We start from the raw sequence: 21,980 nt of genomic DNA on the forward strand, positions 1-21,980 counted from the left end.
TCTTATACCAAAAGTTGCCTTCATAATCATTGTTATGGAGTGTATGCTATGATAACATCCTCCTAAGAAAATCACTTAATGTTTAAAAGACCTTTTCTCATATTATAAGTAAAACTTTTAAGGGTATGTTTACAAACTTATCTCAATGAAAAATAATATTTTCATCTTAAAATGGGAGAGATTCTATGTATGTCTGGTTATCAAGCCAAATAGGCGCGTCCGCCGCTAATATAACCGTAAGCTTTGTATTTTTCATAATAACACTCACAGCTCTTGCTACGATCATCCTGTTTTTACGCCGTTTAAAGAGAAGCCAATTCAGCATCAACAGAAAGAAGCGTCCATCACGACTAACTCTCTGCGAGACAATTGCCATAGATCGCGCACGTCGTCTTATTTTGGTACGTTGTGATGATAAAGAACATTTGCTTCTTATTGGCGGGTTCACAGATATTGTTATAGAATCTAATATTACTAGCACATCTACCATCCAAAAGAGAGAAACACAGCCAACACTAACAACAATAGAAAACAATCTAATCCCAAATCCTACAGAAAAAAGACCTTCTTCTGTAAATAAGCAGGGATGTACGCAAGACAAAAACACCGCTCTTCTTATGAATCAAAACGTTGAAGATTCAGCCATCACTGCCGAAATCGAAGGACGGCAAGAACCATCTTTATTTATCCCTACTCCTCCAAAGTAAAATACGCAGTTCTCGCAGTGTACATTTTATTTTGTTAATTACTTCGATTGCTTCTAATCATCGCGATAAACTCTTTCTCGTCGTTCGTGGCGTTCTTGTGCTTCCAGCGATAGAACTGCAATCGGTCGAGCTTCAAGGCGCTTTATACTAATAGGTTCGCCAGTTTCCTCACAAAAACCGTAAGTCCCATTATCTATGCGCTCCAAAGCAGCATCTATTTTTGAGATGAGTTTCCTCTGACGATCACGAGCACGTAACTCGATTGTACGATCAGTTTCGCAAGAAGCTCTATCAGCCAAATCAGGCTGACCAACATTCTCTTCCTGCAAATTTTCCAAAGTTCCACGAGCTTCTCTTAATATATCATTCTTCCAAGAGACCAATTTAGTACGAAAATATGCCTTTTGCCGTTCATTCATAAAAGGTTCATCTTCACTAGGACGATATTGATCATCAACCTCTTCGCTCATGCCATAAAAACCTCCGTATATGGTATGTGCAGCCTATATATTGTGCAACAGCGATCAACACAAGAGTAAAAAGCCATTTTTTAGATCTTTACTATTCTCTTGCATAGCATGTACTCCCTTGGCACAACTATTGATAAGACCCCTTCTATTCCCCCTTTCCAATTATACCTACGAGCCTATAAAAGAGGGAAATGCCCATATTCAATATCATGTAAAATAACCTCACCCAGTGATGAAGATAAGTTTCAAATGTAGTAAAAACAAATCACCTTAATATGCAAAATATGCAAGAAATAAAAATTCTTACAAAAATGGAGTATGATATTCACGATCAAATACATCAAAGCGTCTTTTTATTGGCTACGATTGATTGCAACAACTTCACCAATCAAAACACAATGTGTTGCATGTTCATGCCAACAAATCAAACGACAATCAAAAGATGCTAAGGAGTCTGAGAGAATAGGGGCACCAGTCTGCAAAATTCCTCATTGTGCTACATTAAAGCCTTCATTTTGTGTTTCATTGCCATGTTTAGAAAAATATCTACTAATGAACGATGTTTTCCCGCAAAGCTATTAACACAAAAATTTCCGTTCTCCACAAACAACTGATTCTTAGGATTATGCCGCATGAGGCAAACAAGAAGTGTTGGAGGATCATCAGATAAAGAACAACATGCTGAAACTATCACCCCGCGCCTTCCCTTAAAACCATCTGTTGTCACAATATGCACAGCCCCTGCAAAATGGCTCATAGCATCCCGATATTCTTGCGAAGAAACCGTAACATTATGTTGAATTTCAGGCATTAAATATGTTTTATGATTTAGCATATCTTTCACGTATACAGCTTTAAAATTCAAGCAATTTTCTCATAAAAAGACTGATTATAGGTAATAGGTATTCTTCCTTTTACGTCATAACACAAAAGTTATTTTAGTATACAGAACCACATGATAAAATAGCCAATCAAGGAGACATTAATGCCCCATTCCCATCTTATTTCACCTTCACTCTTAGCTTCTGATTTTTCCAAACTTGGACAGGAAATGTTGGATGTTGTCGATGCCGGTGCAGATCGGCTCCATCTTGATATCATGGATGGCCACTTTGTTCCTAATATTACTTTTGGTCCTGATGTCATCAGGGCACTGCGCCCATTAACAAAAGCAATATTTGATGTTCATTTGATGATTGCACCAGTAGATCTTTATCTTGAAGCCTTTGCAAAAGCGGGTGCAGATATTATAACCATTCATGCTGAATCAAGCCCTCATCTTCATCGTTCACTGCAAACAATCAAAAAAAATGGAAAAAAAGCAGGTATTGCGATCAATCCAAGTACACCAGAATATGTGCTTGAATATTTGCTTGATCAATTAGATCTTATTCTCATCATGACCGTCAATCCTGGCTTTGGTGGACAAAGTTTCATTCTAGAAATGAAAGATAAAATTAAACGTGTTAAAAGCATGATTGCTAACAGACCTATTGATCTTGAAGTTGATGGTGGTATCACAGTTGATACAATTGGGATAGCTGCAAAAGCTGGTGCAAATGTATTTGTCGCAGGCTCTGCAATTTATAAAAATGGAAACAAAGAGCTTTACAAAACACGCATTAATGCATTGCGCCAAGCAGCAGCCCTCTCACAATAAGGAAAAAATTATGATAACACGTTACTCTCGCTCTGAAATGGTAGAAATTTGGTCACCTAAAACAAAATATCGTATTTGGTTTGAAATTGAAGCTCATGCCTGTGATGCCTTGGCTGAAATAGGAATTATTCCAAAAGAAGCAGCAAAGATCATTTGGAAAAAAGGAGCTGCAGCCGAATTTGATGTCAATCGCATTAATGAAATTGAGGCGATTACCAAGCATGATGTTATAGCATTTCTAACACACTTAGCCGAATTTATTGGACCAGAAGCTCGTTTTGTCCACCAAGGTATGACATCATCAGATGTTCTAGATACAACGCTTAATATTCAATTGATGCGCGCCAGTGATCTTTTGCTAAAAGATATAGATAAGCTTCTTGAAGCATTAAAAAAACGTGCTTTTGAACACAAAGAGACAATCACCATTGGGCGAAGTCATGGCATTCACGCTGAACCAACAACATTTGGAGTAAAATTTGCTCTTGCATATGCTGAATTTTCCCGTTGTCGCAAACGTCTTCTTGCAGCACGAGAAGAAATTTCTACTTGTGCTATTTCAGGAGCTGTAGGGACTTTTGCTAATATTGACCCACGCGTTGAAAAACATGTAGCAAAAGCTTTGGGGATGCGTACTGAACCTGTTTCAACTCAAGTTATACCACGTGATCGTCATGCCATGTTCTTTGCCACACTTGGTGTTATTGCTTCATCTATTGAAAGATTAGCCGTAGAAATACGCCATCTACAACGAACAGAAGTCCTTGAAGTAGAAGAACACTTCTCACCTGAACAAAAAGGCTCATCCGCTATGCCGCATAAACGTAATCCAGTTTTAACAGAAAACTTAACAGGATTAGCGCGTATGGTGCGTGCATTTGCAATGCCCGCCATGGAAAATGTAGCTCTTTGGCATGAACGTGATATTTCTCATTCATCTGTTGAACGATATATTGGCCCTGATGCTACCATTACACTTGATTTTGCTCTTGTCAGACTGACATCTGTCATTGAAAATTTAATTGTCTATCCAGAAAACATGCAAAAAAATCTCAATAAATTTCGTGGTCTTGTTCATTCACAACGTGTACTTTTAGCACTCACGCAAGCTGGAATAAGTCGTGAGGAATCTTATCGAATTGTACAACGGAATGCAATGAAAGTTTGGGAACAAGGAAAAGACTTTTTAGAGGAACTGCTCAACGACAAAGATATAACAAAAGCTTTAAGTGAAGAAGAACTTCGCGAAAAATTTGACCTTTCTTACCACACCAAACACATCAACACAATTTTTAAACGCGTTTTTGGAGAATAACAAAACTGCATACGAGAAACCAACAGATTGTTTTCACCTATGAGATAAAACCTATTGTGAAGGAAACAATTCATGAAAGCAAATCAACTCGATATCCTTATCGTTCCCGGCTACAAAGGATCTGGTCCTGATCATTGGCAAACACGTTGGGAAAAAAAATTGTCTACAGCTCGCCGTGTTAAACAAAACCATTGGTCAAAACCTGTTTGTGAAGAATGGGTTAATGAAGTTAAAATCGCCATTGCACAAGCTCAAAAACCCGTTGTGATTATTGCCCACTCATTAGGAGTTCCCACAGCTATTCATGCAACGCTGCAAAACGCAGAAAAAGTTTGTGGCGCTTTCTTTGTTGCTCCCCCAGATGTAGCCAATGAAAAAATACATCCCAAACACTTAAAGACATTTGGCCCATACCACCGTGAAACATTGCCTTTCTCCTCAGTAGTCATAGCCAGTCGTAACGATGAATTTTGCCAATTCTCTGTAGCAGAAAAACTTGCTAACGATTGGGGGGCACTTTTCGTTGACGCAGGGAAATCTGGTCACATTAACGCAGAATCTGGGCATGGACCTTGGCCTGAAGGGCTTATGGTTCTTTCCCATTTCCTTGCAAAAATTTAATTTATGGAAATAAGCTTCTTTACTCTCTCTGCGTATTGAGTCCCTTATTGATCGAATCCAATATAATAAAAATTGTAAGAAGTGTTATAGCAATCATTGAGAATTTCTATCAACTAGGATAGTATCACCCATCGATACTATTAAAACCTCTCAGAGAAATAGAGAATCACAATGAATCGTCGCCACCGTATTTATGAAGGCAAGGCCAAAATTCTATATGAGGGACCTGAACCAGGGACCTATATTCAGTTTTTCAAAGATGATGCAACTGCCTTTAATGCAAAAAAGCATGAGGTTATCGATGGAAAAGGGGTTTTAAACAACCGTATTTCGGAACATATCTTTAGCCATCTTGGCCGTTTGGGTATCCCAACGCATTTTATCAAACGTATAAATATGCGCGAACAACTCATTAAAGCCGTTGAAATTATTCCATTGGAGGTTGTCGTTCGTAATGTTGCTGCTGGCTCCCTTTCTAAGCGTTTTGGATTAGAAGAAGGAACTGCCCTTTCGCAATCCATCATCGAATTTTATTACAAGAATGATTCTCTTGACGACCCAATGGTAACTGAAGAACATATCACTGCCTTTGGATGGGCTGTTCCACAAGAAATTGAAGACATTATGCAACTTTCGATTCGTATTAATGATTTTCTTTCTGGACTTTTTGCAGGCGTTAATATTCAACTTATTGATTTTAAAATGGAGTTTGGTCGCTTGTGGGAAGATGAAACAATGCGTATTGTTCTTGCTGATGAAATCTCCCCTGATTCTTCCCGACTGTGGGATATGCAAACACGAGAAAAAATGGATAAAGATCGTTTTCGGCGTGATATGGGAGGGCTTATTAACGCTTATCAAGAGGTTGCAAAACGTCTTGGTATCATCAATGAAAATGAGCCTCCACGACCAAGTGGTCCAGTTTTGGTGAAATAAACAATAAGGCGACGTTATGTTGCCCTTCTTTATATTGGTAAGTGTACCTCTTGAAGGAGAGGGATTCTATAAACAGGAAATAAGAAATGAGAGCACGCGTTACAGTTACTTTAAAAAATAGCGTCCTTGATCCACAAGGAGAAGCAATTGTCGGTGCTTTAAAAAGTTTAGCTTTCAAAGACATTCACTCCATTCGCCAAGGAAAGATTTTTGATATTGTGCTTGATGATCAGCCTTATGAAACCGCAAAGCAGAAACTTGAAAAAATGTGTGAAGAGTTACTGGCAAATACTGTCATTGAAAATTACACTATAGAACTTTTTTAAATGGGGTTCTTTATGAAAACTGCCATCATTCAATTACCTGGACTCAATCGCGATCGCGATATGGTTGCAGCATTACACCACGTCACAGGAGTTGAACCATTTAAAATTTGGCAAACGGATACCACAATTCCAGATGTAGATGTCATCGTTATTCCTGGTGGTTTTTCTTATGGAGACTATTTAAGATGTGGTGCTATTGGTGCAAGAACACCAGTTTTGCGAGCCGTTCGTGAGAAAGCAGAAAAAGGTGTTACGGTAATCGGTATATGCAATGGATTTCAAATTTTGTTGGAATCTAGATTATTGCCTGGTACTTTAATGCGTAATGCTTCATTAAAATTTGTTTGTCGTGAAATAAAGCTTGAAGTAGCAAATGCCAACACAAGATTTTCTCGACATTATTCGAGAGGACAAATCATTCGTTGTCCTGTTGCGCATCACGATGGAAATTATTTTGTTGACAATGAAACATTAAAACAAATGGAAGACAATGAGCAAATTGTCTTTCGCTATGCAGAAAATACAAATCCTAATGGTTCAATTCATAATATTGCCGGGATCACCAATAAAGCTGGTAATATTCTTGGTATGATGCCTCATCCTGAAAATTTCATTGAGCCCGCACATGGTGGTACTGATGGTCGTCTACTTTTCCAAAGTGCTTTAGAATTGGCAAATGGATAATGATAAAAAAGGTTTCGTACTCTTTTGCTGTTTTAAAATTAAAAATCTGCACATCTCCTCCGTAGAGGAAATATACAAGTTAAACGCTTTATGGATATAACAGAGAATATTTTCTCAATACACAAAAATTCATTCAAAGACTGTTTCATATCCTTGAGTTTACTAAGCAAATAACCAGTATTTCAATTGGTATTTTATGAACTTCTACCCTATAAAACAATAAAACCAACTATAATTTAAGCTGCTAGATTTAAAATAATAAAAATGCTAAATTTTAATTAATTTGACGGATAAAATAGCCATGAATCCTTGTAATAACATCACCATTACACCAGAATTAATTGCACAGCACGGCCTAAAAAATGATGAATATCAACATATCTTAACCTTAATTGGAAGAGAGCCAACATTCACTGAGCTAGGAATTTTTTCTGCAATGTGGAACGAACATTGTTCCTATAAATCATCAAAAAAGTGGCTTAAAACGCTCCCAACAGAAGGGAAATGTGTCATTCAAGGACCTGGTGAAAATGCTGGTGTTGTTGATATTGGTGAAGGTCAATGCGTTGTTTTCAAAATGGAAAGCCATAATCATCCCTCTTATATTGAACCTTATCAAGGTGCGGCAACAGGTGTAGGAGGTATTTTGCGTGATGTTTTTACAATGGGCGCCCGTCCTGTTGCAGCTATGAATGCATTGCGCTTTGGGACTCCTAATCACCCCCGAACACGCCATCTTGTTTCTGGCGTTGTTTCTGGAATAGGTGGCTATAGTAATGCTTTTGGCGTTCCAACTGTTGGTGGAGAAGTAAATTTTGACGAGCGTTATAATGGTAATATCCTTGTGAATGCTTTTGTCGCTGGTATTGCAAAGACAGATTCTCTTTTTTATTCTAAAGCGCAAGGAGTAGGACTTCCTGTTGTTTATCTTGGAGCCAAAACAGGACGTGATGGTGTCGGCGGAGCAACAATGGCTTCCGCAGAATTTGATGATTCAATCGATGAAAAACGCCCAACTGTTCAAGTGGGTGATCCTTTTACAGAAAAATGCCTTCTTGAAGCTTGCTTAGAACTCATGGAACTAGGAGCTGTTGTTGCTATTCAAGATATGGGTGCAGCAGGACTAACATCCTCTGCCGTCGAAATGGGAGCAAAAGGAAATCTAGGTATAGAGCTTAATCTTGATAAAGTACCCGTCCGTGAAGAAAACATGACAACCTATGAAATGATGCTTTCCGAAAGCCAAGAACGTATGCTCATGGTTCTTAAACCAGAATTAGAAAAACAAGCAGCAGCAATTTTTCATAAGTGGGGACTTCACTTTTCTATTATTGGAAAAACAACAGATGATTTGCGTTTCCGCGTATTGCATCAAGGAGAAGAAGTCGTCAATCTTCCCATCAAAGAACTCGGTAATGAAGCACCTGTTTATGATCGTCCTTGGAGAGAACCTGTAAAAAAAACGACTCTTAAAATAGAAGAAGTCAAAAAAGTTGAAAACCTTGGTGATGCACTCCTTAGCTTATTAAATTCTGCTAATCAAAGTTCACGACGATGGGTTTATGAACAATATGATACGCTTATTCAAGGAAATACTCTTGTTGCTCCAGGAAGCGATGCAGGAGTCATTCGCGTAAGCAATAACGACAAGCGTGCTCTTGCCTTTTCTTCTGATGTAACGCCTCGCTATTGTGAAGCTGATCCTTATGAAGGGGGAAAACAAGCCGTCGCAGAATGCTGGCGCAATATTAGCACTACGGGTGCAACACCACTTGCAGCTACAGATAATCTCAATTTTGGTAATCCTGAAAAACCTGAAATTATGGGGCAATTAGTGTTCGCCATTAAAGGCATAGGTGAAGCTTGTAGAATTCTCGATTTTCCTATCGTTTCAGGCAATGTCTCTCTTTATAATGAAACCAATGGAGAAGCCATTCTTCCCACACCAACAATTGCAGGTGTCGGACTTCTTGATGACTGGTCTAAAATGGTAACAATCAGTGGTATGCAAAATGGAGATCATATTGTTTTGATTGGAGCTTGTGGCTCTCATTTAGGACAATCAATCTACGCACGGAATATTTTGAATATTGATACAGGTGCCCCACCTCCTGTAGATTTACAGCTTGAAAAAAAACACGGACAATTTGTTCGAGATGTTATTCATCGTGGTTTTGTTCACGCTGCGCATGACCTTTCTGACGGTGGATTAGCTATTGCACTTGCAGAAATGATTATTAAAGCAGATAAAGGAATCAAAGCAAAATTAAGTAACCAATCACCAGAGCATGCAGAACTCTTTGGAGAAGACCAAGGACGTTATCTTTTAGCAGTCAAACCTGAAGCGCTCAATAGTCTTAAAAAGTTTGCACAAATAAGTGCAATTTCTTTAACAGAGCTTGGTAGAGTTGCAGGTGATGCACTTGATATAGAGGGGATATTAACACTTTCAGTAGAAAAACTCACAAAAGCCTATGAAAGTTGGTTTCCTCAATTTATGGGCGAAAAATAAAGAATTTTTCGTTTTTTTTGACTGTATGATACTCTTATAAAAAATTAACAAACATAAGGAGAATAATCATGGCAATGAGTGCCAGTGCAATTGAAGTACTTATTCGCGAAGGTATTCCCGATGCAACTGTAATCATTCGTGATCTCGCTGGTGATGGAGAACACTACGCTGCAGAAGTTACTTCCGAAAGTTTTCGCGGGAAAAGTCGTGTCCAGCAACATAAAATGGTCTATGATGCTCTTAAAGGCAATATGGGAAACGACCTTCATGCTTTAATGTTGCAAACGAATATTCCTAAATAATTTAAAAATTTCTTCTTGCATTCATTCACTCAATACGATTAAAAAACAGTACGAGCATAAATGTACACTTACAAAATCTGCAATATCGAGGAATAAAAATGAGCACTGTTCATGATTTTATTGACAATGAAATTAAAAAAAATGACGTCATTTTGTTCATGAAAGGAACACCGGATGCTCCACAATGCGGATTTTCAGGACAGGTTGTTCAAATCCTTGACTATTTAGGGGTAGATTATAAAGGGATTAATATCTTAGCTTCTGGTGAATTGCGTCAAGGAATTAAAGACTACTCAAATTGGCCTACAATTCCACAGCTCTATATCAAAGGTGAATTTGTTGGTGGCTGTGATATTGTGAAAGAGATGTTTCAAAATAATGAATTGCAAGAATTGCTGAAGGAAAAAAATATCTCCTGCAATAAATCATAGATATCTCTTAAGTAGATATCTCTCATTGCATTTAATCTTTTATAGAGCTGTTGTTCAGTTGAAATTTTTATTTCAAGGATGCCATATGTCATATTCAGTCGACGAACAAGAGCATAGTGATATAATTAGAAAAAAAATTGGTTATAAGGAATTTGTTATTCTCATTGGTGCACTCATGGCTATCAATTCTATAGCCGTTGATATTATGCTGCCAGCTATGCCCGACATTTTGAACAGTTTAAATGTCATCAATGAAAATGATCAACATTATATCATCTCTAGTTATCTTATTAGCTATGGTATCACACAAATACTTTTTGGTCCCATAAGTGATCGTTATGGGCGCCGTAAGATTATTCTTATTGGTCTTGCTTTGTATTCATTTGCAGCGATCGGTTCTGCCTTTGTATCCAATTTTTCTATCTTACTTATTTTGCGTATCTTACAAGGTATGGGAGGTGCCGCTATGCGCGTGCTCACAGTTTCCATTGTACGTGATCTCTATAGTGGGCGAAAAATGGCAGAAGTTATGTCTATCATCATGATAGTTTTTCTTATTGCACCAATGATTGGACCGGCAACAGGACAGGTCATTTTACTGTTCGGAAACTGGCAATTTATTTTTATATTCATGGCAATTATTGGTTTTGGGCTGATGATTTGGATTCAACTGCGCTTGCCTGAGACTCTTCATAAACAACGCTCTCTTTCCTTTTCTTCGATCAAACATAACTTATGGATTGTTATTACCAACCGCACAACACTTTGCTACACACTGGCAACTTCTGTTATTTTAGGCTGTATTTTTATCGCTGTTAATACATCGCAGCAGACGTATGAAGGGATTTATAATCTAGGCCTCTGGTTTCCCATTGCCTTTGCCATCGGTGCAGCTTTTCAAGCTCTATCATCATTCCTTAATTCTCAACTCGTTGGGCGCCTTGGAATGCGACGTATAGCACACAGCATGCTTTTGCTATTTTGTGCTACTTCATGCATCTGGTTTGTTGTATCTGTCTTAACAGATGGTATACTCCCTTTTCCTTTTTACATGCTGTTGTTTTGTATACTGATGTTTGCCTGCGGCGGCATTATGGCCAATTTCAATACACTTGCTCTCGAATCAGTAGGAAAAATCGCTGGAACAGCGTCTTCTGTATCTGGTTTTCTTCAAACATCTATTGCAACAGGCCTTAGCTTTATTATTGCACAACAATTTAATGAAACAACCACCCCAAATTCAGCAGGATTTTTCTTTCTCAGTCTCATCGCCATACTTCTTGTTTTATGGGCTGAACGTGGAATTCTTTTTAGACAATATAGTAATAATTCTCATGAATAAATGCTGCTATGAAAAGTTAATGAAACCACACAACATTTTTTTATAATTTAATTGGTAAATTTTCCTGATTTTGGAAAGCCTTTTGGAACCAAACGTCCCCTCCCAGCACGCGTTCCCATCCATTCAATAAGATCGTCAGCTTGACGATTAAAGCAACGTTCAGCTGTATCTTGCCAGCTTAATCCTTCTGATAAATTAAAAGTTTTGGCATCAACAATGCCTCCCTCTTTGTAACGTTGCAAACGCACACCTTTACCGCGACTCATTTCTGGTATTTGTTCAATTGCAAAAACAAGCATTTTGCGATTTTCACCAACCACTGCAACATGATCACCTTTTACTGGAACACAAAGCTTTACTTTATCAGGAAACTTCACATTCATAACTTGCTTGCCTTTTCGTGTATTAGCAATCACTTGCGCCTCAGGTACAATAAAACCATTTCCATGAGATGAAACTAAGAGAAGTTTTTCCTGTGCATTATGCACAAAAGCTAGCAAGATATCATGCTCATCATCCATATCCACTAAAAGACGAATTGGTTCACCATGTCCCCGCCCTCCAGGTAAACTATTTGCAGCAATAGCAAAAAACTTTCCACCAGTACTTATCAACACAATCTTATCTGTAGTAAACGCTGGAAATGCTAGCTTCAAACCGTCCCCCTCTTTGAAAGAAAGCGTGTTGTAATCACTCAAATGTCCCTTCAAAGCACGCATCCATCCTTTTTCAGAAATAACAATAGTAATCGGTTCCTTTTCAATCATCGCCTGATGAATATCATCAATATCACGCCTTGGCGCTTCCTCGAACGTTGTACGCCTTTTTCCTAAGAAAGTATCAGGACCAAAAATTTTACGAACTTTTATAATTTCCTCTGAAATTATTTTCCATTGCTTTGTACGAGAGGATAACAAACTCTGCAGTTGTTCTTTTTCAGTCCTCAAGCTTTCAAATTCTTTACGAATTTCAAATTCCTCAAGTTTACGTAAAGAACGCAAGCGCATATTCAGGATAGCTTCAGCTTGATTTTCTGTTAATTTAAAACGATCGATGAGCTTTTTTTTTGGTTCATCTTCTTCACGAATAATCTGAATGACCTCATCAAGATTTAAATAGGCGATAAGATATCCATGGAGAATTTCTAATCGGTGATCAATTTGATCAAGTCGATAATGAAAGCGACGAATAAGAACTTCTTGACGATGTTCAAGCCATTGCTGCAAACTTTCCCGCAAAGAAAGAACATTCGGTATTTTTCCTAAAGACAAAACATTAAGGTTAAGAGGAAATCTGACTTCAAAATCTGTCAATTTAAAAAGAGATTCCATAAGGAGCTCTGGATCAACAGTACGATTTTTAGGAATAAGCACGATGCGGATATCTTCTGCTGATTCATCTTGAATATCCTCAAGCATTGGTAATCGCCGTGCAAGCAGTAATTCTGCTGTTTTTTCAATAAGGCGTGACTTTTGAACCTGATAGGGAATTTCAGTAACAACAATCACGTAAGAACCACGGTTACCAGATTCCTGATACCAACGTGAACGCAACCGAAAAAAACCACGCCCTACACGATAAGATTCCTCAATACTCTTTTTAGGCTCAACTAAAATACCACCTGTTGGAAAATCAGGACCAAGCACAAATTGATTCAATTCCTCATCATTGACATCAGGATGTGCAATCAAATGAAGTGCTGCATCACAAATCTCAGCAACATTATGGGGTGGAATAGATGTTGCCATACCAACAGCAATACCTGATGAACCATTCGCTAAAAGATTAGGAAAAGCTCCCGGTAAAACAACCGGCTCTTCATCTTCCTCATTATAGGTTAAACGAAAATCAATAGCGTTTTCATTAATCCCCTCAAGCAACAATGCAGCCACTTCAGTCATGCGCGCTTCTGTATAGCGCATAGCAGCAGCATTATCACCATCAATATTACCAAAATTGCCTTGTCCATCAATCAAGGGGTAACGAACAGCAAAACTCTGAGCCAAACGTACTAATGCATCATAAATAGATGCATCACCATGCGGATGAAATTTTCCCATTACATCACCAACAATCCGTGCACATTTTGCATAGGACTGCCCTGGATTAAGTTTGAGTAACCGCATAGCATGGACAATACGACGATGTACAGGCTTCAAACCATCACGTACATCAGGCAACGCACGGTGAGTAATAGTAGAAAGTGCATAAGCCAAATAACGCTCCTGTAAAGCAGAACGTAATTCTATTGGCTCAATGTGTTCTTTATCAAAAGGTAAACTCATTTTATTAGACATAGCATTAGAACAACAATTCTCAAAATAATGAGCAATTATTTCATAAGATTTTTTCAGTACAATTTTTTTATGAATCGACTTATTTTTATCTAAAATCGATTATATAAAAACAGACGATGTCATTAGAACATGAACAGAAAATTATATCAATTTGAAAAATTTTATACACGATCCCTAAACTGCATCTAAGCCTTATACAAAAATATTTAATGCATGAAGCCGAAATCTTTTCTGAAAATCTAGTGATAAATGAGCTCTCTCATCTTATAGATATTTAATCAAAAACCATACATAGTAAACAATAACTATTTTCTATATGGTAAACTCTACGTTTTTTTCAGAATGACACAATATTTCATAATACTGCGTTATCTTATAAACATGAAGATACATGACTTTTTTACAACGTTTAAAAAACTAAATGAAGCATATATCTAAGCTTTTTATAAAAAATATATACGCTGATGTAATTTAAAGGCATTAAAACTGCACTGTAGATAGAAAAATAGCAAAAATCCAAAGTAGATTTACTAACCATTTTTTGCAGCAGGAGCAATTCGTATTCCTAAATCATGTAATTGTGCAGCAGAAACATCAGACGGAGCATTCATCAAAAGATCAAGCGCTTGCTGATTCATAGGAAATAAAGCAACCTCACGTAAATTTTTAACGCCTTGCAAAAGCATAATAATACGGTCAACACCAGCCGCCATACCGCCATGCGGTGGTGCTCCATAATGAAATGCACGATAAAGAGCACCAAAACGATCTTCTACTACTTCTTTAGAAAGACCGGCAAGATTAAAAACTTTAAGCATCATCTCTGGTGAATGATTACGGATTCCACCTGATGCAATCTCATAACCATTGCAAACAAGATCATACTGAAAAGCTTTAAGAGTAAGAGGATCTTGGCACTCAAGAGCATTTTCTGCCCCCTGAGGCATAGAAAAAGGATTATGCGCAAAATCAAGCTTTTTTTCATCTTCATTCCATTCAAAAAATGGAAAATCAACAATCCACGCTAAAGAGAAACACTCCCGATCGACAAGGTCTAATTCTTCCCCTATCCGTGTACGTGCTGCTCCTGCAAAAGATGCAAATTTCTTTGGATCTCCCGCCACAAAAAAACAGGCATCACCACTTTCAAGGCCAAGCTGCGTGCGGAGTGCTTCAGTTCTTTGTTCGCCAATATTTTTGGCGATAGGACCCGCTCCTTCAAATTTTCCCCCTTCTTCACGCCAAAAAATATAACCAAGTCCCGGCTGCTCTTTACTTTGTGCCCATACATTCATACGATCACAAAAAGCACGACTTCCACCTGTTCTAGCCGGAATAGCCCACACTTTTGCATTTTCATCATTCGCTAAAATCTGAGAAAAAACTTTAAAGCCAGAATCACAAAAATGCCGAGAAACATCTTCCATGATAATCGGATTACGTAAATCTGGCTTATCAGAACCATATTTCCGCATTGCTTCATCATAAGAAATACGAGGAAAGCTCTGTGTTACGGGCTTTCCATTTGCAAACTCTTCAAAAAGAGAACGCATAATGGGTTCCATTGTTACAAAAACATCTTCCTGTTCAACAAAACTCATTTCAATATCTAATTGATAAAATTCTCCCGGAAGACGATCGGCCCGTGGATCTTCATCCCTAAAACATGGAGCAATTTGAAAATAACGATCAAAACCTGACATCATCAACAACTGTTTGTACTGCTGAGGTGCTTGTGGCAATGCATAAAATTTTCCCTGATGAATACGACTTGGAACTAAAAAATCGCGCGCTCCTTCCGGTGATGAAGCTGTCAAAAGTGGTGTCGTAAATTCCGTAAAACCATTATCTTGCATAGAGCGTCTGATAGCAGCAATAATTTCAGTACGTCGCATTATATTTTTGTGCATAGTTTCGCGACGTAAATCAAGAAAACGATACTTTAACCGAATATCTTCTGGATAATCAGGTTCGCCAAAAACAGGGAGAGGAAGTTCATCAGACTTTGAAAGAATTTCCACCTCTTGCGCAAAAATTTCAATCTCTCCTGTTGGAAGAGATGTATTAATAACTTCATCAGAACGTGCACACACTTCCCCATCTACACGAATGACCCATTCAGAACGCACTGTTTCAATAACTTTAAAAGCTGGCGAAGCAGGGTCAGCAACAATCTGTGTGATTCCAAAATGATCACGTAAGTCTATAAAAAGGATTCCGCCATGGTCACGGACACGATGAACCCATCCAGAAAGACGAACTTTTGTTCCTACATCACATTTACGAAGAGCAGCGCAATTATGACTGCGATAACGGTGCATAGTTTTTGCCTTTGATTGTAATTCCATATGCGCTACAAACGCTTTTTAACAACCATTTGTCAAGATATGAGAATAAAGACTCAAAAAAAAAGTCAATAAAAGACAAATTTAATTTATCTGGCTATAATAGAATGATGAATCTTATTACACAAATAACAGATCTTGAAATTGCACTTGATTCTCTACGTACCTCAGATTTTGTAACAGTAGATACTGAATTTATCCGCGAGACAACTTTTTGGCCTCAACTGTGTTTAATCCAGCTGGCATCACCAGATGTCACGCTGTTGATTGATCCAATGGCACAAGATATTAATCTACAAGCATTTTTTGATCTCATGGTCAATAAAAACATTGTCAAAGTTTTTCACGCTGCGCGTCAAGACATCGAAACAATTTATCATTTGGGAGGTATCATTCCGTATCCTCTCTTCGATACGCAAATAGCAGGATCAATTTGCGGATTTGGTGATTCTATTTCCTATGATCAAATTGTACAACGCTGCACGGGTCATCAAATTGACAAATCATCTCGTTTTACAGATTGGAGTTACCGCCCCCTCTCCGAAAAACAACTGCTTTATGCACTTGCTGATGTGACATATCTAAGAGACGTTTACCTCTTATTAAAAAAGCAGTTAGAAAAAAACAAACGTATGCACTGGATGGATGATGAAATAGCGATTCTATTAAATCCAAAAACCTATGATATACCTGAAGATGAAGCATGGAAAAAAGTAAAAGGAAAAATACAAAAACCACGTGAACTTGCCGTATTACAAAAAATAGCAGCTTGGCGTGAACGCAAAGCACGAAGTTATAATATCCCGCGTCGTCATATCATGAAAGATGAATGCCTTATTGAAATCGCAATCCAACAACCAAAAGATGAAGCTGCTTTAAAACGTTTACGTAGCCTGAATAAAAATTGGGATAAATTCTCAATCGCACAAACATTAATCAAAGCTGTCCACGAGGGGTTAGAGGTTGATCTTGCTACTTTGCCTCCCCTTCCTAAATATAATCCACTTAATGAAACATCGACTGCCGTTATTGAGCTTCTCAGAGTTCTCTTAAAAGTTGTTGCGAACGAAAACGGTATTGCACCTAAAATTATTGCAACTTCCAATGATTTAGAAAAAATCGCAAATGGTTGTATCAAGAAAAATATCCCCGCTATGAATGGTTGGCGCTATGAAATATTTGGTCAAAAAGCTGAACAAATGCTCAAGGGCCAGATAGGATTTTATTTTAATAATGGAAAAATAAGTACCAAACAGCTTTAATTTATAAAAAATAACCATTTGCATTATACGACTACCACTATAAAAATCTTCTAAAGGGGCTCATATGCCTTGTTTAATGTCAAATTCAATGGAAAATCAAAAAGAAAAAATTAGCAATCAACTTGCTAAGCCAATTTTATTTGAAAAAATAGAGAAGAGCTCTCAACAAACTTTAAGGAAATACTCTCATTCTGAAAAAATCTACTATACCATCCATATTTCTAGATTAACTGGAATATGCTTCCAAAATGATGACTAAATCTTAACAACAGAAAGCATTCAATTCTAAAATAGAAAAAACTATTCTATAAAAATAGCAGCCTAGCGCAAAAGCAAAGTGTGGAAGTATAATACTCTACACCGTTATATCATAAAAGTGAATGCCTTATTAAAAGCGCAACTCAAAAACCAAAAGATGAAGCCACATAGCAATCAAAATACGTAGCAGTGTAACATACGATAGAAAAAGAATCAAAAAGTTTCAAATGAAAGTGGTAATTTTATTATTTTTGATAACTTCTTCAACCGAGTAAGAGGGCGTTCCCCTAATAAATCAGCATAACGCCCTGGGATGTGCAAGACAATATGATCTGTTTTTTTATGCCACAATAAATGAGGTAAAACGCCTGCGGTAGACGCACTAAAAAGATGAGCAATACGCATAGTTTCACCGAGAATGCGCGCTTTCTCAATTATATTTCTGGTTGCTAATTGAAAAATAGGAAGAGATTCTTCATCAATAAGAAAACTCGTATTGCGAAAAAAGACAGCAAGCGCAGCATAAAGACGCCCCTCATGAGAAATTCCCGGATAAGATCCTAATGCTATCTGATTAGCTGCTTCATTGCCTCGATAATCTGGATGTATACGCCATCCAATATCCGCAAGAAGACAAGCTGCTTTACGGTAACGGCGTTCATTTTCAGTTTCTGAAATTTCAAAAACATCAAAAGCATTCGTAGTGAAATCAATGAGTTCTTCTGCCTGCTTTGGTGAACGCGCCCGTAGAATCGCCATTTCAGTGCATGCTGCAATGAGAGGATCTGTAACACGAACCTCTTGTGGCAATCTTGAATAAAGAAAACCTTCGCGAACTCCAGCTCCAGAAAAGATTATCTTTTCAAATCCCATAGACTGAATAAGTTCAATAAGAACAATCGCCCCATAAGACAAAAGCTGACGGCGATTTTTTGAAATAGCTGAAATTCCTTTCATGTTATCGATATTGCCACTTACAACAAAACGCAAGAAATCTTCCATTTCAACGGCATCAACTTCATAGCCATGCATAACAGGTAGCTGATAATGTTTGGTTGCCATATGAAGTTTTGCCAAATTACGCCAAGTTCCTCCTACTGCATAAAAACAACGTGCCATACCTTTACGAACAATAGCAGATTTACCAAAATGTTCATGGGCAATTTTTGTGGCAACAGCAATATCATTATTGGACAGATACCGTAGCCGTAAACCGCCTAACGGCAGAGTTATCCCCTCACCTACATAAGAGTTATCAATACCAATAAGTTCAAGGCTTCCTCCACCAAGATCTCCAGAAATACCCTTTGGCTGATAAAAAGTAGAAATAACCCCATATGCTGAATAAAGAGCCTCTTCATTTCCTGAAAGAAGGTATATTTTATTTTGCAAAACATTCTCCGCATTTTGAATAAATGCTGATCCATTTTTTGCTTCCCGCGCTGCTGCTGTTGCTAGTGTATAGACATCATATGCCCCAATTTGTCGACAAAGCGCATGAAACCGTTTCAATGTTTGCAACGCCATCTTCATGGATTTTTCTTCTAAAAATCCAGTCTTTGCAACACCTTGACCAAGACCACAGAGAACTTTTTCATTAAATAAAACTGTTGGAGAACGAACAAGGCCTTCATAAATAACAAGCCGAACAGAATTTGAACCAATATCTATAACTGCAACAGGCTTACAACCCTTCAACCGGCCCTGAGCATTTATATATGTCATTGGATTTCATCTTTACGCAGTTCGGCATACTGCCGATGCAACGAAATCAAACGCGAAGCAGAAAACTCAAACGACTCTTTCCACCCCAAAAGATCTTCTTTGGCCATAAAATACTCCTGCGCATTAAACGGACTTTCACCTCTTTGTGGTGTTATACGCCTTGATGTTCCATTACCCAGTATATCAAAGCTTTGTTGATTATCAATAATATTAGCCAGCATAATTTGTAAAAGAATCTGCTTACGAACCGTTTTATTAAAAACTGGAACCAATATTTCAATACGATGATCCAGATTACGAGGCATCATATCAGCCGATCCCAAATAAACAAGTGCATTTTCACTGGGCAGATCTTCACCATTACCAAAACAAAAAATGCGGCTATGTTCCAAAAAACGCCCTACAATTGATTTTGCACGAATATTATCTGAAATTCTTGGAATATCAGGACGTAAACAGCATATGCCCCGCACCACAAGATCAACCTGCACACCCGCTTGACTAGCACGATATAAAGCATCAATGATTTCAGGATCAACCAATGCGTTAACTTTCATCCAAATAGCAGCAGAATATCCTTGTTGCGCATTGGTAATTTCTTTTTCAATATGCTTAAGAATACGACTACGCAATGTTAAGGGTGAAAAAGCAATCTTCATTGCTTCATTGGGGCGTTCGTATTGAGCAATATAATTGAACAATAATGCAACATCATGACCAATATCATTATCAGTGGTAAAAAAAGAAAGATCGGTATAAACTCTAGCATTAACTGGATGGTAGTTTCCAGTTCCAAGATGAACGTAAGAACAAAGGCGTTTTCCTTCACGCCTCACAACGAGTGACATCTTAGCATGTGTTTTTAGTTCAATAAAACCAAAAACAACTTGAACACCCGCATGCTCAAGATCACGCGCCCAACGGATATTCGCTTCCTCATCAAAACGTGCTTTAAGCTCAACCAAAGCAGTCACTGACTTCCCCTGTTCAGCAGCCTCAATCAAAGCGCTGACAATTGGGCTATCATTTGATGTACGATAAAGAGTTTGTTTGATTTCCACAACATCAGGATCTCTAGCAGCCTGACGTAAAAATTGCACAACAACATCAAATGACTCATAAGGATGATGAATCACGATATCATTTTCACGAATAGCCGCAAAGCAATCACTATTATACTCACGAATACATTCAGGAAAACGAGGGTTATAAGGAATAAATTTTAGATCATCGCGTGGAATAGAAACGATTTCTGATACCGTATTAAGCGCCAACAATCCATCGAGAACACTGATACAATTATCAGGAACAGCAAGACCATTCGTTATAAATTGGCGTAAATTCTCTGGTATTTTTGCATCAAATTCGATTCGAATAACCTGCCCGCGACGACGTCTTTTAAGAGCAGCTTCAAAAAAATGAACAAGGTCTTCAGCTTCTTCTTCTACTTCAATATCACTGTCACGAATCACCCTAAATGTACCAATTCCATCAATTTTATAATCAGGAAATACATAATTCATAAAAAGGCCCATAACATCTTCAGATGCAATAAAACGAAAATGATTACCTTCTTGAGGAAGAAGAATAAAACGTCTTAAGGAGATTGGAATAGGCAACAAAGCCATAAGTAAGGATTGATTATCGCACCGAGACAATCGGAGAGCAAGAGAAAGCCCTAAATTAGGAATAAAGGGAAAAGAGTGAGTAGGATCGACAGGCAAAGGCTTTAGAACGGGATGAATTATATCAAGAAAATATTTTTCGAGCCATAATTTTTCAATTTCTGAAAGCTCATCAGGACAAATAATTTCAATATCATTCTGTTTTAATTCGTGACGTAAAACTCTCCATTCCCGTAGCTGATTGGCCTGCAAATGTGAAATCTCAGCTAACACAAAATCAAGTTGTTCCTGCGGTGTACGCCCATCTGCACTGCATTCTGTAACCCCAGCACGAATTTGAGCAGCCAATCCGGCAACGCGAACCATAAAAAACTCATCAAGATTTGCTGCTGATATTGAAAGAAATTGTAACCGTTCTAATAAAGGATGCCTTGAATTAGTTGACTCCATCAATACACGCGTATTAAATTGTAGCCATGAAAATTCTCTATTAATAAATCGATTCGGATTATTCATTGTTATATCCGATAAAAAGATATGATCTTCCACCCTCTTTTCCATATATTATAGATAAACTTCCCTGATACTTTCTAAGATGCTTACAAGTAAATATCCAACAGAACACTTTACGATATGTTACCGTGACAATAACATATAAATGATCAATTTTTTTGCATATTATTCATATTTAATATTTCAAGACAATTTGAGCTATTTCTATACGCAAAATGCTAAAAACACAAAAACTGACGCGTATAACATAAAAGATAGTCAGTTTGTTTTAAAAGTACCTTGCATTATTATAATCTTTATTAGAAACTAGTGCATATAAAATAGAGGATTCAAATCATATTTGATTAAGCAATTTGTCCGGAGCTTGCGTGCCATGGCTGATCACAACATCCCCCATTTCCAAAATGACCATGGATATAAAACGATCGAAATTGGTGTAAAAGAATTTATGTGTGTAGGCGCTACACAACCATTCGATCATCCCCACATTTTTATCGACATGGGATCAATGGATGAAAAAATTTGCCCTTATTGTTCAACACTTTATCGCTATGTCTCCTCGCTATCGTACAATCAAACAAACCCAACAGGGTGTTTATACTATCCAAACAATTCGTTGTAGTGCATTTTCTGCTCTTTTCATATGAAG

The 21,980-nt window shown here is 37.7% G+C and carries 18 protein-coding genes and 1 pseudogene; 13 read left to right on the top strand and 6 right to left on the bottom strand.

Annotated elements, in window-relative coordinates; translation table 11 throughout:
* Positions 1–185: 185 nt before the first annotated feature.
* Positions 186–707: a flagellar biosynthetic protein FliO gene (locus V4P57_RS04860; protein ID WP_455465484.1), complete on the top strand. Its 522-nt coding sequence runs from the start codon at positions 186–188 to the stop codon at positions 705–707.
* A gap of 53 nt (positions 708–760) precedes the next feature.
* Here V4P57_RS04860 and dksA read toward each other — a convergent pair whose 3' ends face one another.
* Together dksA and V4P57_RS04870 are read right to left on the bottom strand one after the other, a co-directional pair.
* Positions 761–1,177 carry an RNA polymerase-binding protein DksA gene (gene dksA, locus V4P57_RS04865; protein WP_455465485.1) on the bottom strand — a complete coding sequence of 139 codons (417 nt, stop codon included), beginning with the start codon at positions 1,175–1,177 and terminating at the stop codon, positions 761–763.
* 353 nt (positions 1,178–1,530) lie between these two features.
* Positions 1,531–2,012, bottom strand: a pseudogene (locus tag V4P57_RS04870) (flavin reductase).
* A gap of 150 nt (positions 2,013–2,162) precedes the next feature.
* On the opposite strand from V4P57_RS04870, the gene rpe reads away from it, so the two are divergent.
* From rpe to V4P57_RS04920, 10 genes are all read left to right on the top strand, one after another.
* A complete protein-coding gene (gene rpe, locus V4P57_RS04875) occupies positions 2,163–2,837 on the top strand; it encodes a ribulose-phosphate 3-epimerase (RefSeq protein WP_455465486.1) in 675 nt (224 codons plus the stop codon).
* Between the two features lie 10 nt (positions 2,838–2,847).
* The gene (gene purB, locus V4P57_RS04880) at positions 2,848–4,152 is read left to right on the top strand and encodes an adenylosuccinate lyase (protein WP_455465487.1); all 1,305 of its coding nucleotides are present in this window, start codon (positions 2,848–2,850) and stop codon (positions 4,150–4,152) included.
* Positions 4,153–4,224: 72 nt separating this feature from the next.
* Positions 4,225–4,773 carry an RBBP9/YdeN family alpha/beta hydrolase gene (locus tag V4P57_RS04885; protein ID WP_455465488.1) on the top strand — a complete coding sequence of 183 codons (549 nt, stop codon included), beginning with the start codon at positions 4,225–4,227 and terminating at the stop codon, positions 4,771–4,773.
* 171 nt (positions 4,774–4,944) lie between these two features.
* On the top strand, positions 4,945–5,709 hold the full coding sequence (gene purC / locus V4P57_RS04890; RefSeq protein ID WP_455465489.1) for a phosphoribosylaminoimidazolesuccinocarboxamide synthase: 765 nt from the start codon (positions 4,945–4,947) through the stop codon (positions 5,707–5,709).
* 86 nt (positions 5,710–5,795) lie between these two features.
* Positions 5,796–6,035 (top strand): phosphoribosylformylglycinamidine synthase subunit PurS, encoded by a 240-nt coding sequence (gene purS, locus V4P57_RS04895; RefSeq protein ID WP_455465490.1) that lies wholly within the window; start codon positions 5,796–5,798, stop codon positions 6,033–6,035.
* Between the two features lie 12 nt (positions 6,036–6,047).
* Positions 6,048–6,719 (top strand): phosphoribosylformylglycinamidine synthase subunit PurQ, encoded by a 672-nt coding sequence (gene purQ, locus V4P57_RS04900; protein WP_455465491.1) that lies wholly within the window; start codon positions 6,048–6,050, stop codon positions 6,717–6,719.
* Positions 6,720–7,020: 301 nt separating this feature from the next.
* Positions 7,021–9,231 carry a phosphoribosylformylglycinamidine synthase subunit PurL gene (purL, locus tag V4P57_RS04905; protein WP_455465492.1) on the top strand — a complete coding sequence of 737 codons (2,211 nt, stop codon included), beginning with the start codon at positions 7,021–7,023 and terminating at the stop codon, positions 9,229–9,231.
* 68 nt (positions 9,232–9,299) lie between these two features.
* A complete protein-coding gene (locus V4P57_RS04910; protein WP_455465493.1) occupies positions 9,300–9,533 on the top strand; it encodes a BolA/IbaG family iron-sulfur metabolism protein in 234 nt (77 codons plus the stop codon).
* A gap of 98 nt (positions 9,534–9,631) precedes the next feature.
* A complete protein-coding gene (gene grxD, locus V4P57_RS04915; protein WP_455465494.1) occupies positions 9,632–9,964 on the top strand; it encodes a Grx4 family monothiol glutaredoxin in 333 nt (110 codons plus the stop codon).
* 85 nt (positions 9,965–10,049) lie between these two features.
* Positions 10,050–11,306, top strand: a complete 1,257-nt coding sequence (locus V4P57_RS04920; protein ID WP_455465495.1) for a multidrug effflux MFS transporter — start codon at positions 10,050–10,052, stop codon at positions 11,304–11,306.
* 47 nt (positions 11,307–11,353) lie between these two features.
* On the opposite strand, the gene parC is transcribed toward V4P57_RS04920, so the two are convergent.
* Together parC and aspS are read right to left on the bottom strand one after the other, a co-directional pair.
* A complete protein-coding gene (parC, locus tag V4P57_RS04925) occupies positions 11,354–13,603 on the bottom strand; it encodes a DNA topoisomerase IV subunit A (protein ID WP_455465496.1) in 2,250 nt (749 codons plus the stop codon).
* 530 nt (positions 13,604–14,133) lie between these two features.
* The gene (gene aspS / locus V4P57_RS04930; RefSeq protein WP_455466971.1) at positions 14,134–15,924 is read right to left on the bottom strand and encodes an aspartate--tRNA ligase; all 1,791 of its coding nucleotides are present in this window, start codon (positions 15,922–15,924) and stop codon (positions 14,134–14,136) included.
* A 131-nt stretch (positions 15,925–16,055) separates the two neighbouring features.
* Between aspS and rnd the strand changes: the two genes are divergently transcribed.
* Entirely contained in the window at positions 16,056–17,210 is a 1,155-nt protein-coding gene (gene rnd / locus V4P57_RS04935; RefSeq protein WP_455465497.1) for a ribonuclease D, read from the top strand.
* Positions 17,211–17,681: 471 nt separating this feature from the next.
* Here the strand turns inward: rnd and ppx are convergent, their stop codons facing one another.
* The gene (ppx, locus tag V4P57_RS04940) at positions 17,682–19,193 is read right to left on the bottom strand and encodes an exopolyphosphatase (protein WP_455465498.1); all 1,512 of its coding nucleotides are present in this window, start codon (positions 19,191–19,193) and stop codon (positions 17,682–17,684) included.
* Complete coding sequence (locus tag V4P57_RS04945; protein ID WP_455465499.1) at positions 19,190–21,379, bottom strand: RNA degradosome polyphosphate kinase; 2,190 nt, start codon at positions 21,377–21,379, stop codon at positions 19,190–19,192. Before V4P57_RS04945 ends, ppx begins: the two co-directional genes overlap by 4 nt.
* Before the next feature lie 325 nt (positions 21,380–21,704).
* On the opposite strand from V4P57_RS04945, the gene V4P57_RS04950 reads away from it, so the two are divergent.
* Complete coding sequence (locus V4P57_RS04950; RefSeq protein WP_455465500.1) at positions 21,705–21,953, top strand: zinc-finger domain-containing protein; 249 nt, start codon at positions 21,705–21,707, stop codon at positions 21,951–21,953.
* The last annotated feature ends 27 nt before the right edge of the window (positions 21,954–21,980 follow it).

This window comes from Bartonella sp. B39 (assembly GCF_053795145.1).

Excerpts from the sequence above, each read along its gene's own strand:
- V4P57_RS04860 (WP_455465484.1), top strand. The coding sequence starts at position 186 with ATGTATGTCTGGTTATCAAGCCAAATAGGCGCGTCCGCCGCTAATATA.
- dksA (WP_455465485.1), bottom strand. The coding sequence starts at position 1,177 with ATGAGCGAAGAGGTTGATGATCAATATCGTCCTAGTGAAGATGAACCT.
- rpe (WP_455465486.1), top strand. The coding sequence starts at position 2,163 with ATGCCCCATTCCCATCTTATTTCACCTTCACTCTTAGCTTCTGATTTT.
- purB (WP_455465487.1), top strand. The coding sequence starts at position 2,848 with ATGATAACACGTTACTCTCGCTCTGAAATGGTAGAAATTTGGTCACCT.
- V4P57_RS04885 (WP_455465488.1), top strand. The coding sequence starts at position 4,225 with ATGAAAGCAAATCAACTCGATATCCTTATCGTTCCCGGCTACAAAGGA.
- purC (WP_455465489.1), top strand. The coding sequence starts at position 4,945 with ATGAATCGTCGCCACCGTATTTATGAAGGCAAGGCCAAAATTCTATAT.
- purS (WP_455465490.1), top strand. The coding sequence starts at position 5,796 with ATGAGAGCACGCGTTACAGTTACTTTAAAAAATAGCGTCCTTGATCCA.
- purQ (WP_455465491.1), top strand. The coding sequence starts at position 6,048 with ATGAAAACTGCCATCATTCAATTACCTGGACTCAATCGCGATCGCGAT.
- purL (WP_455465492.1), top strand. The coding sequence starts at position 7,021 with ATGAATCCTTGTAATAACATCACCATTACACCAGAATTAATTGCACAG.
- V4P57_RS04910 (WP_455465493.1), top strand. The coding sequence starts at position 9,300 with ATGGCAATGAGTGCCAGTGCAATTGAAGTACTTATTCGCGAAGGTATT.
- grxD (WP_455465494.1), top strand. The coding sequence starts at position 9,632 with ATGAGCACTGTTCATGATTTTATTGACAATGAAATTAAAAAAAATGAC.
- V4P57_RS04920 (WP_455465495.1), top strand. The coding sequence starts at position 10,050 with ATGTCATATTCAGTCGACGAACAAGAGCATAGTGATATAATTAGAAAA.
- parC (WP_455465496.1), bottom strand. The coding sequence starts at position 13,603 with ATGTCTAATAAAATGAGTTTACCTTTTGATAAAGAACACATTGAGCCA.
- aspS (WP_455466971.1), bottom strand. The coding sequence starts at position 15,924 with ATGCACCGTTATCGCAGTCATAATTGCGCTGCTCTTCGTAAATGTGAT.
- rnd (WP_455465497.1), top strand. The coding sequence starts at position 16,056 with ATGATGAATCTTATTACACAAATAACAGATCTTGAAATTGCACTTGAT.
- ppx (WP_455465498.1), bottom strand. The coding sequence starts at position 19,193 with ATGACATATATAAATGCTCAGGGCCGGTTGAAGGGTTGTAAGCCTGTT.
- V4P57_RS04945 (WP_455465499.1), bottom strand. The coding sequence starts at position 21,379 with ATGGAAAAGAGGGTGGAAGATCATATCTTTTTATCGGATATAACAATG.
- V4P57_RS04950 (WP_455465500.1), top strand. The coding sequence starts at position 21,705 with ATGGCTGATCACAACATCCCCCATTTCCAAAATGACCATGGATATAAA.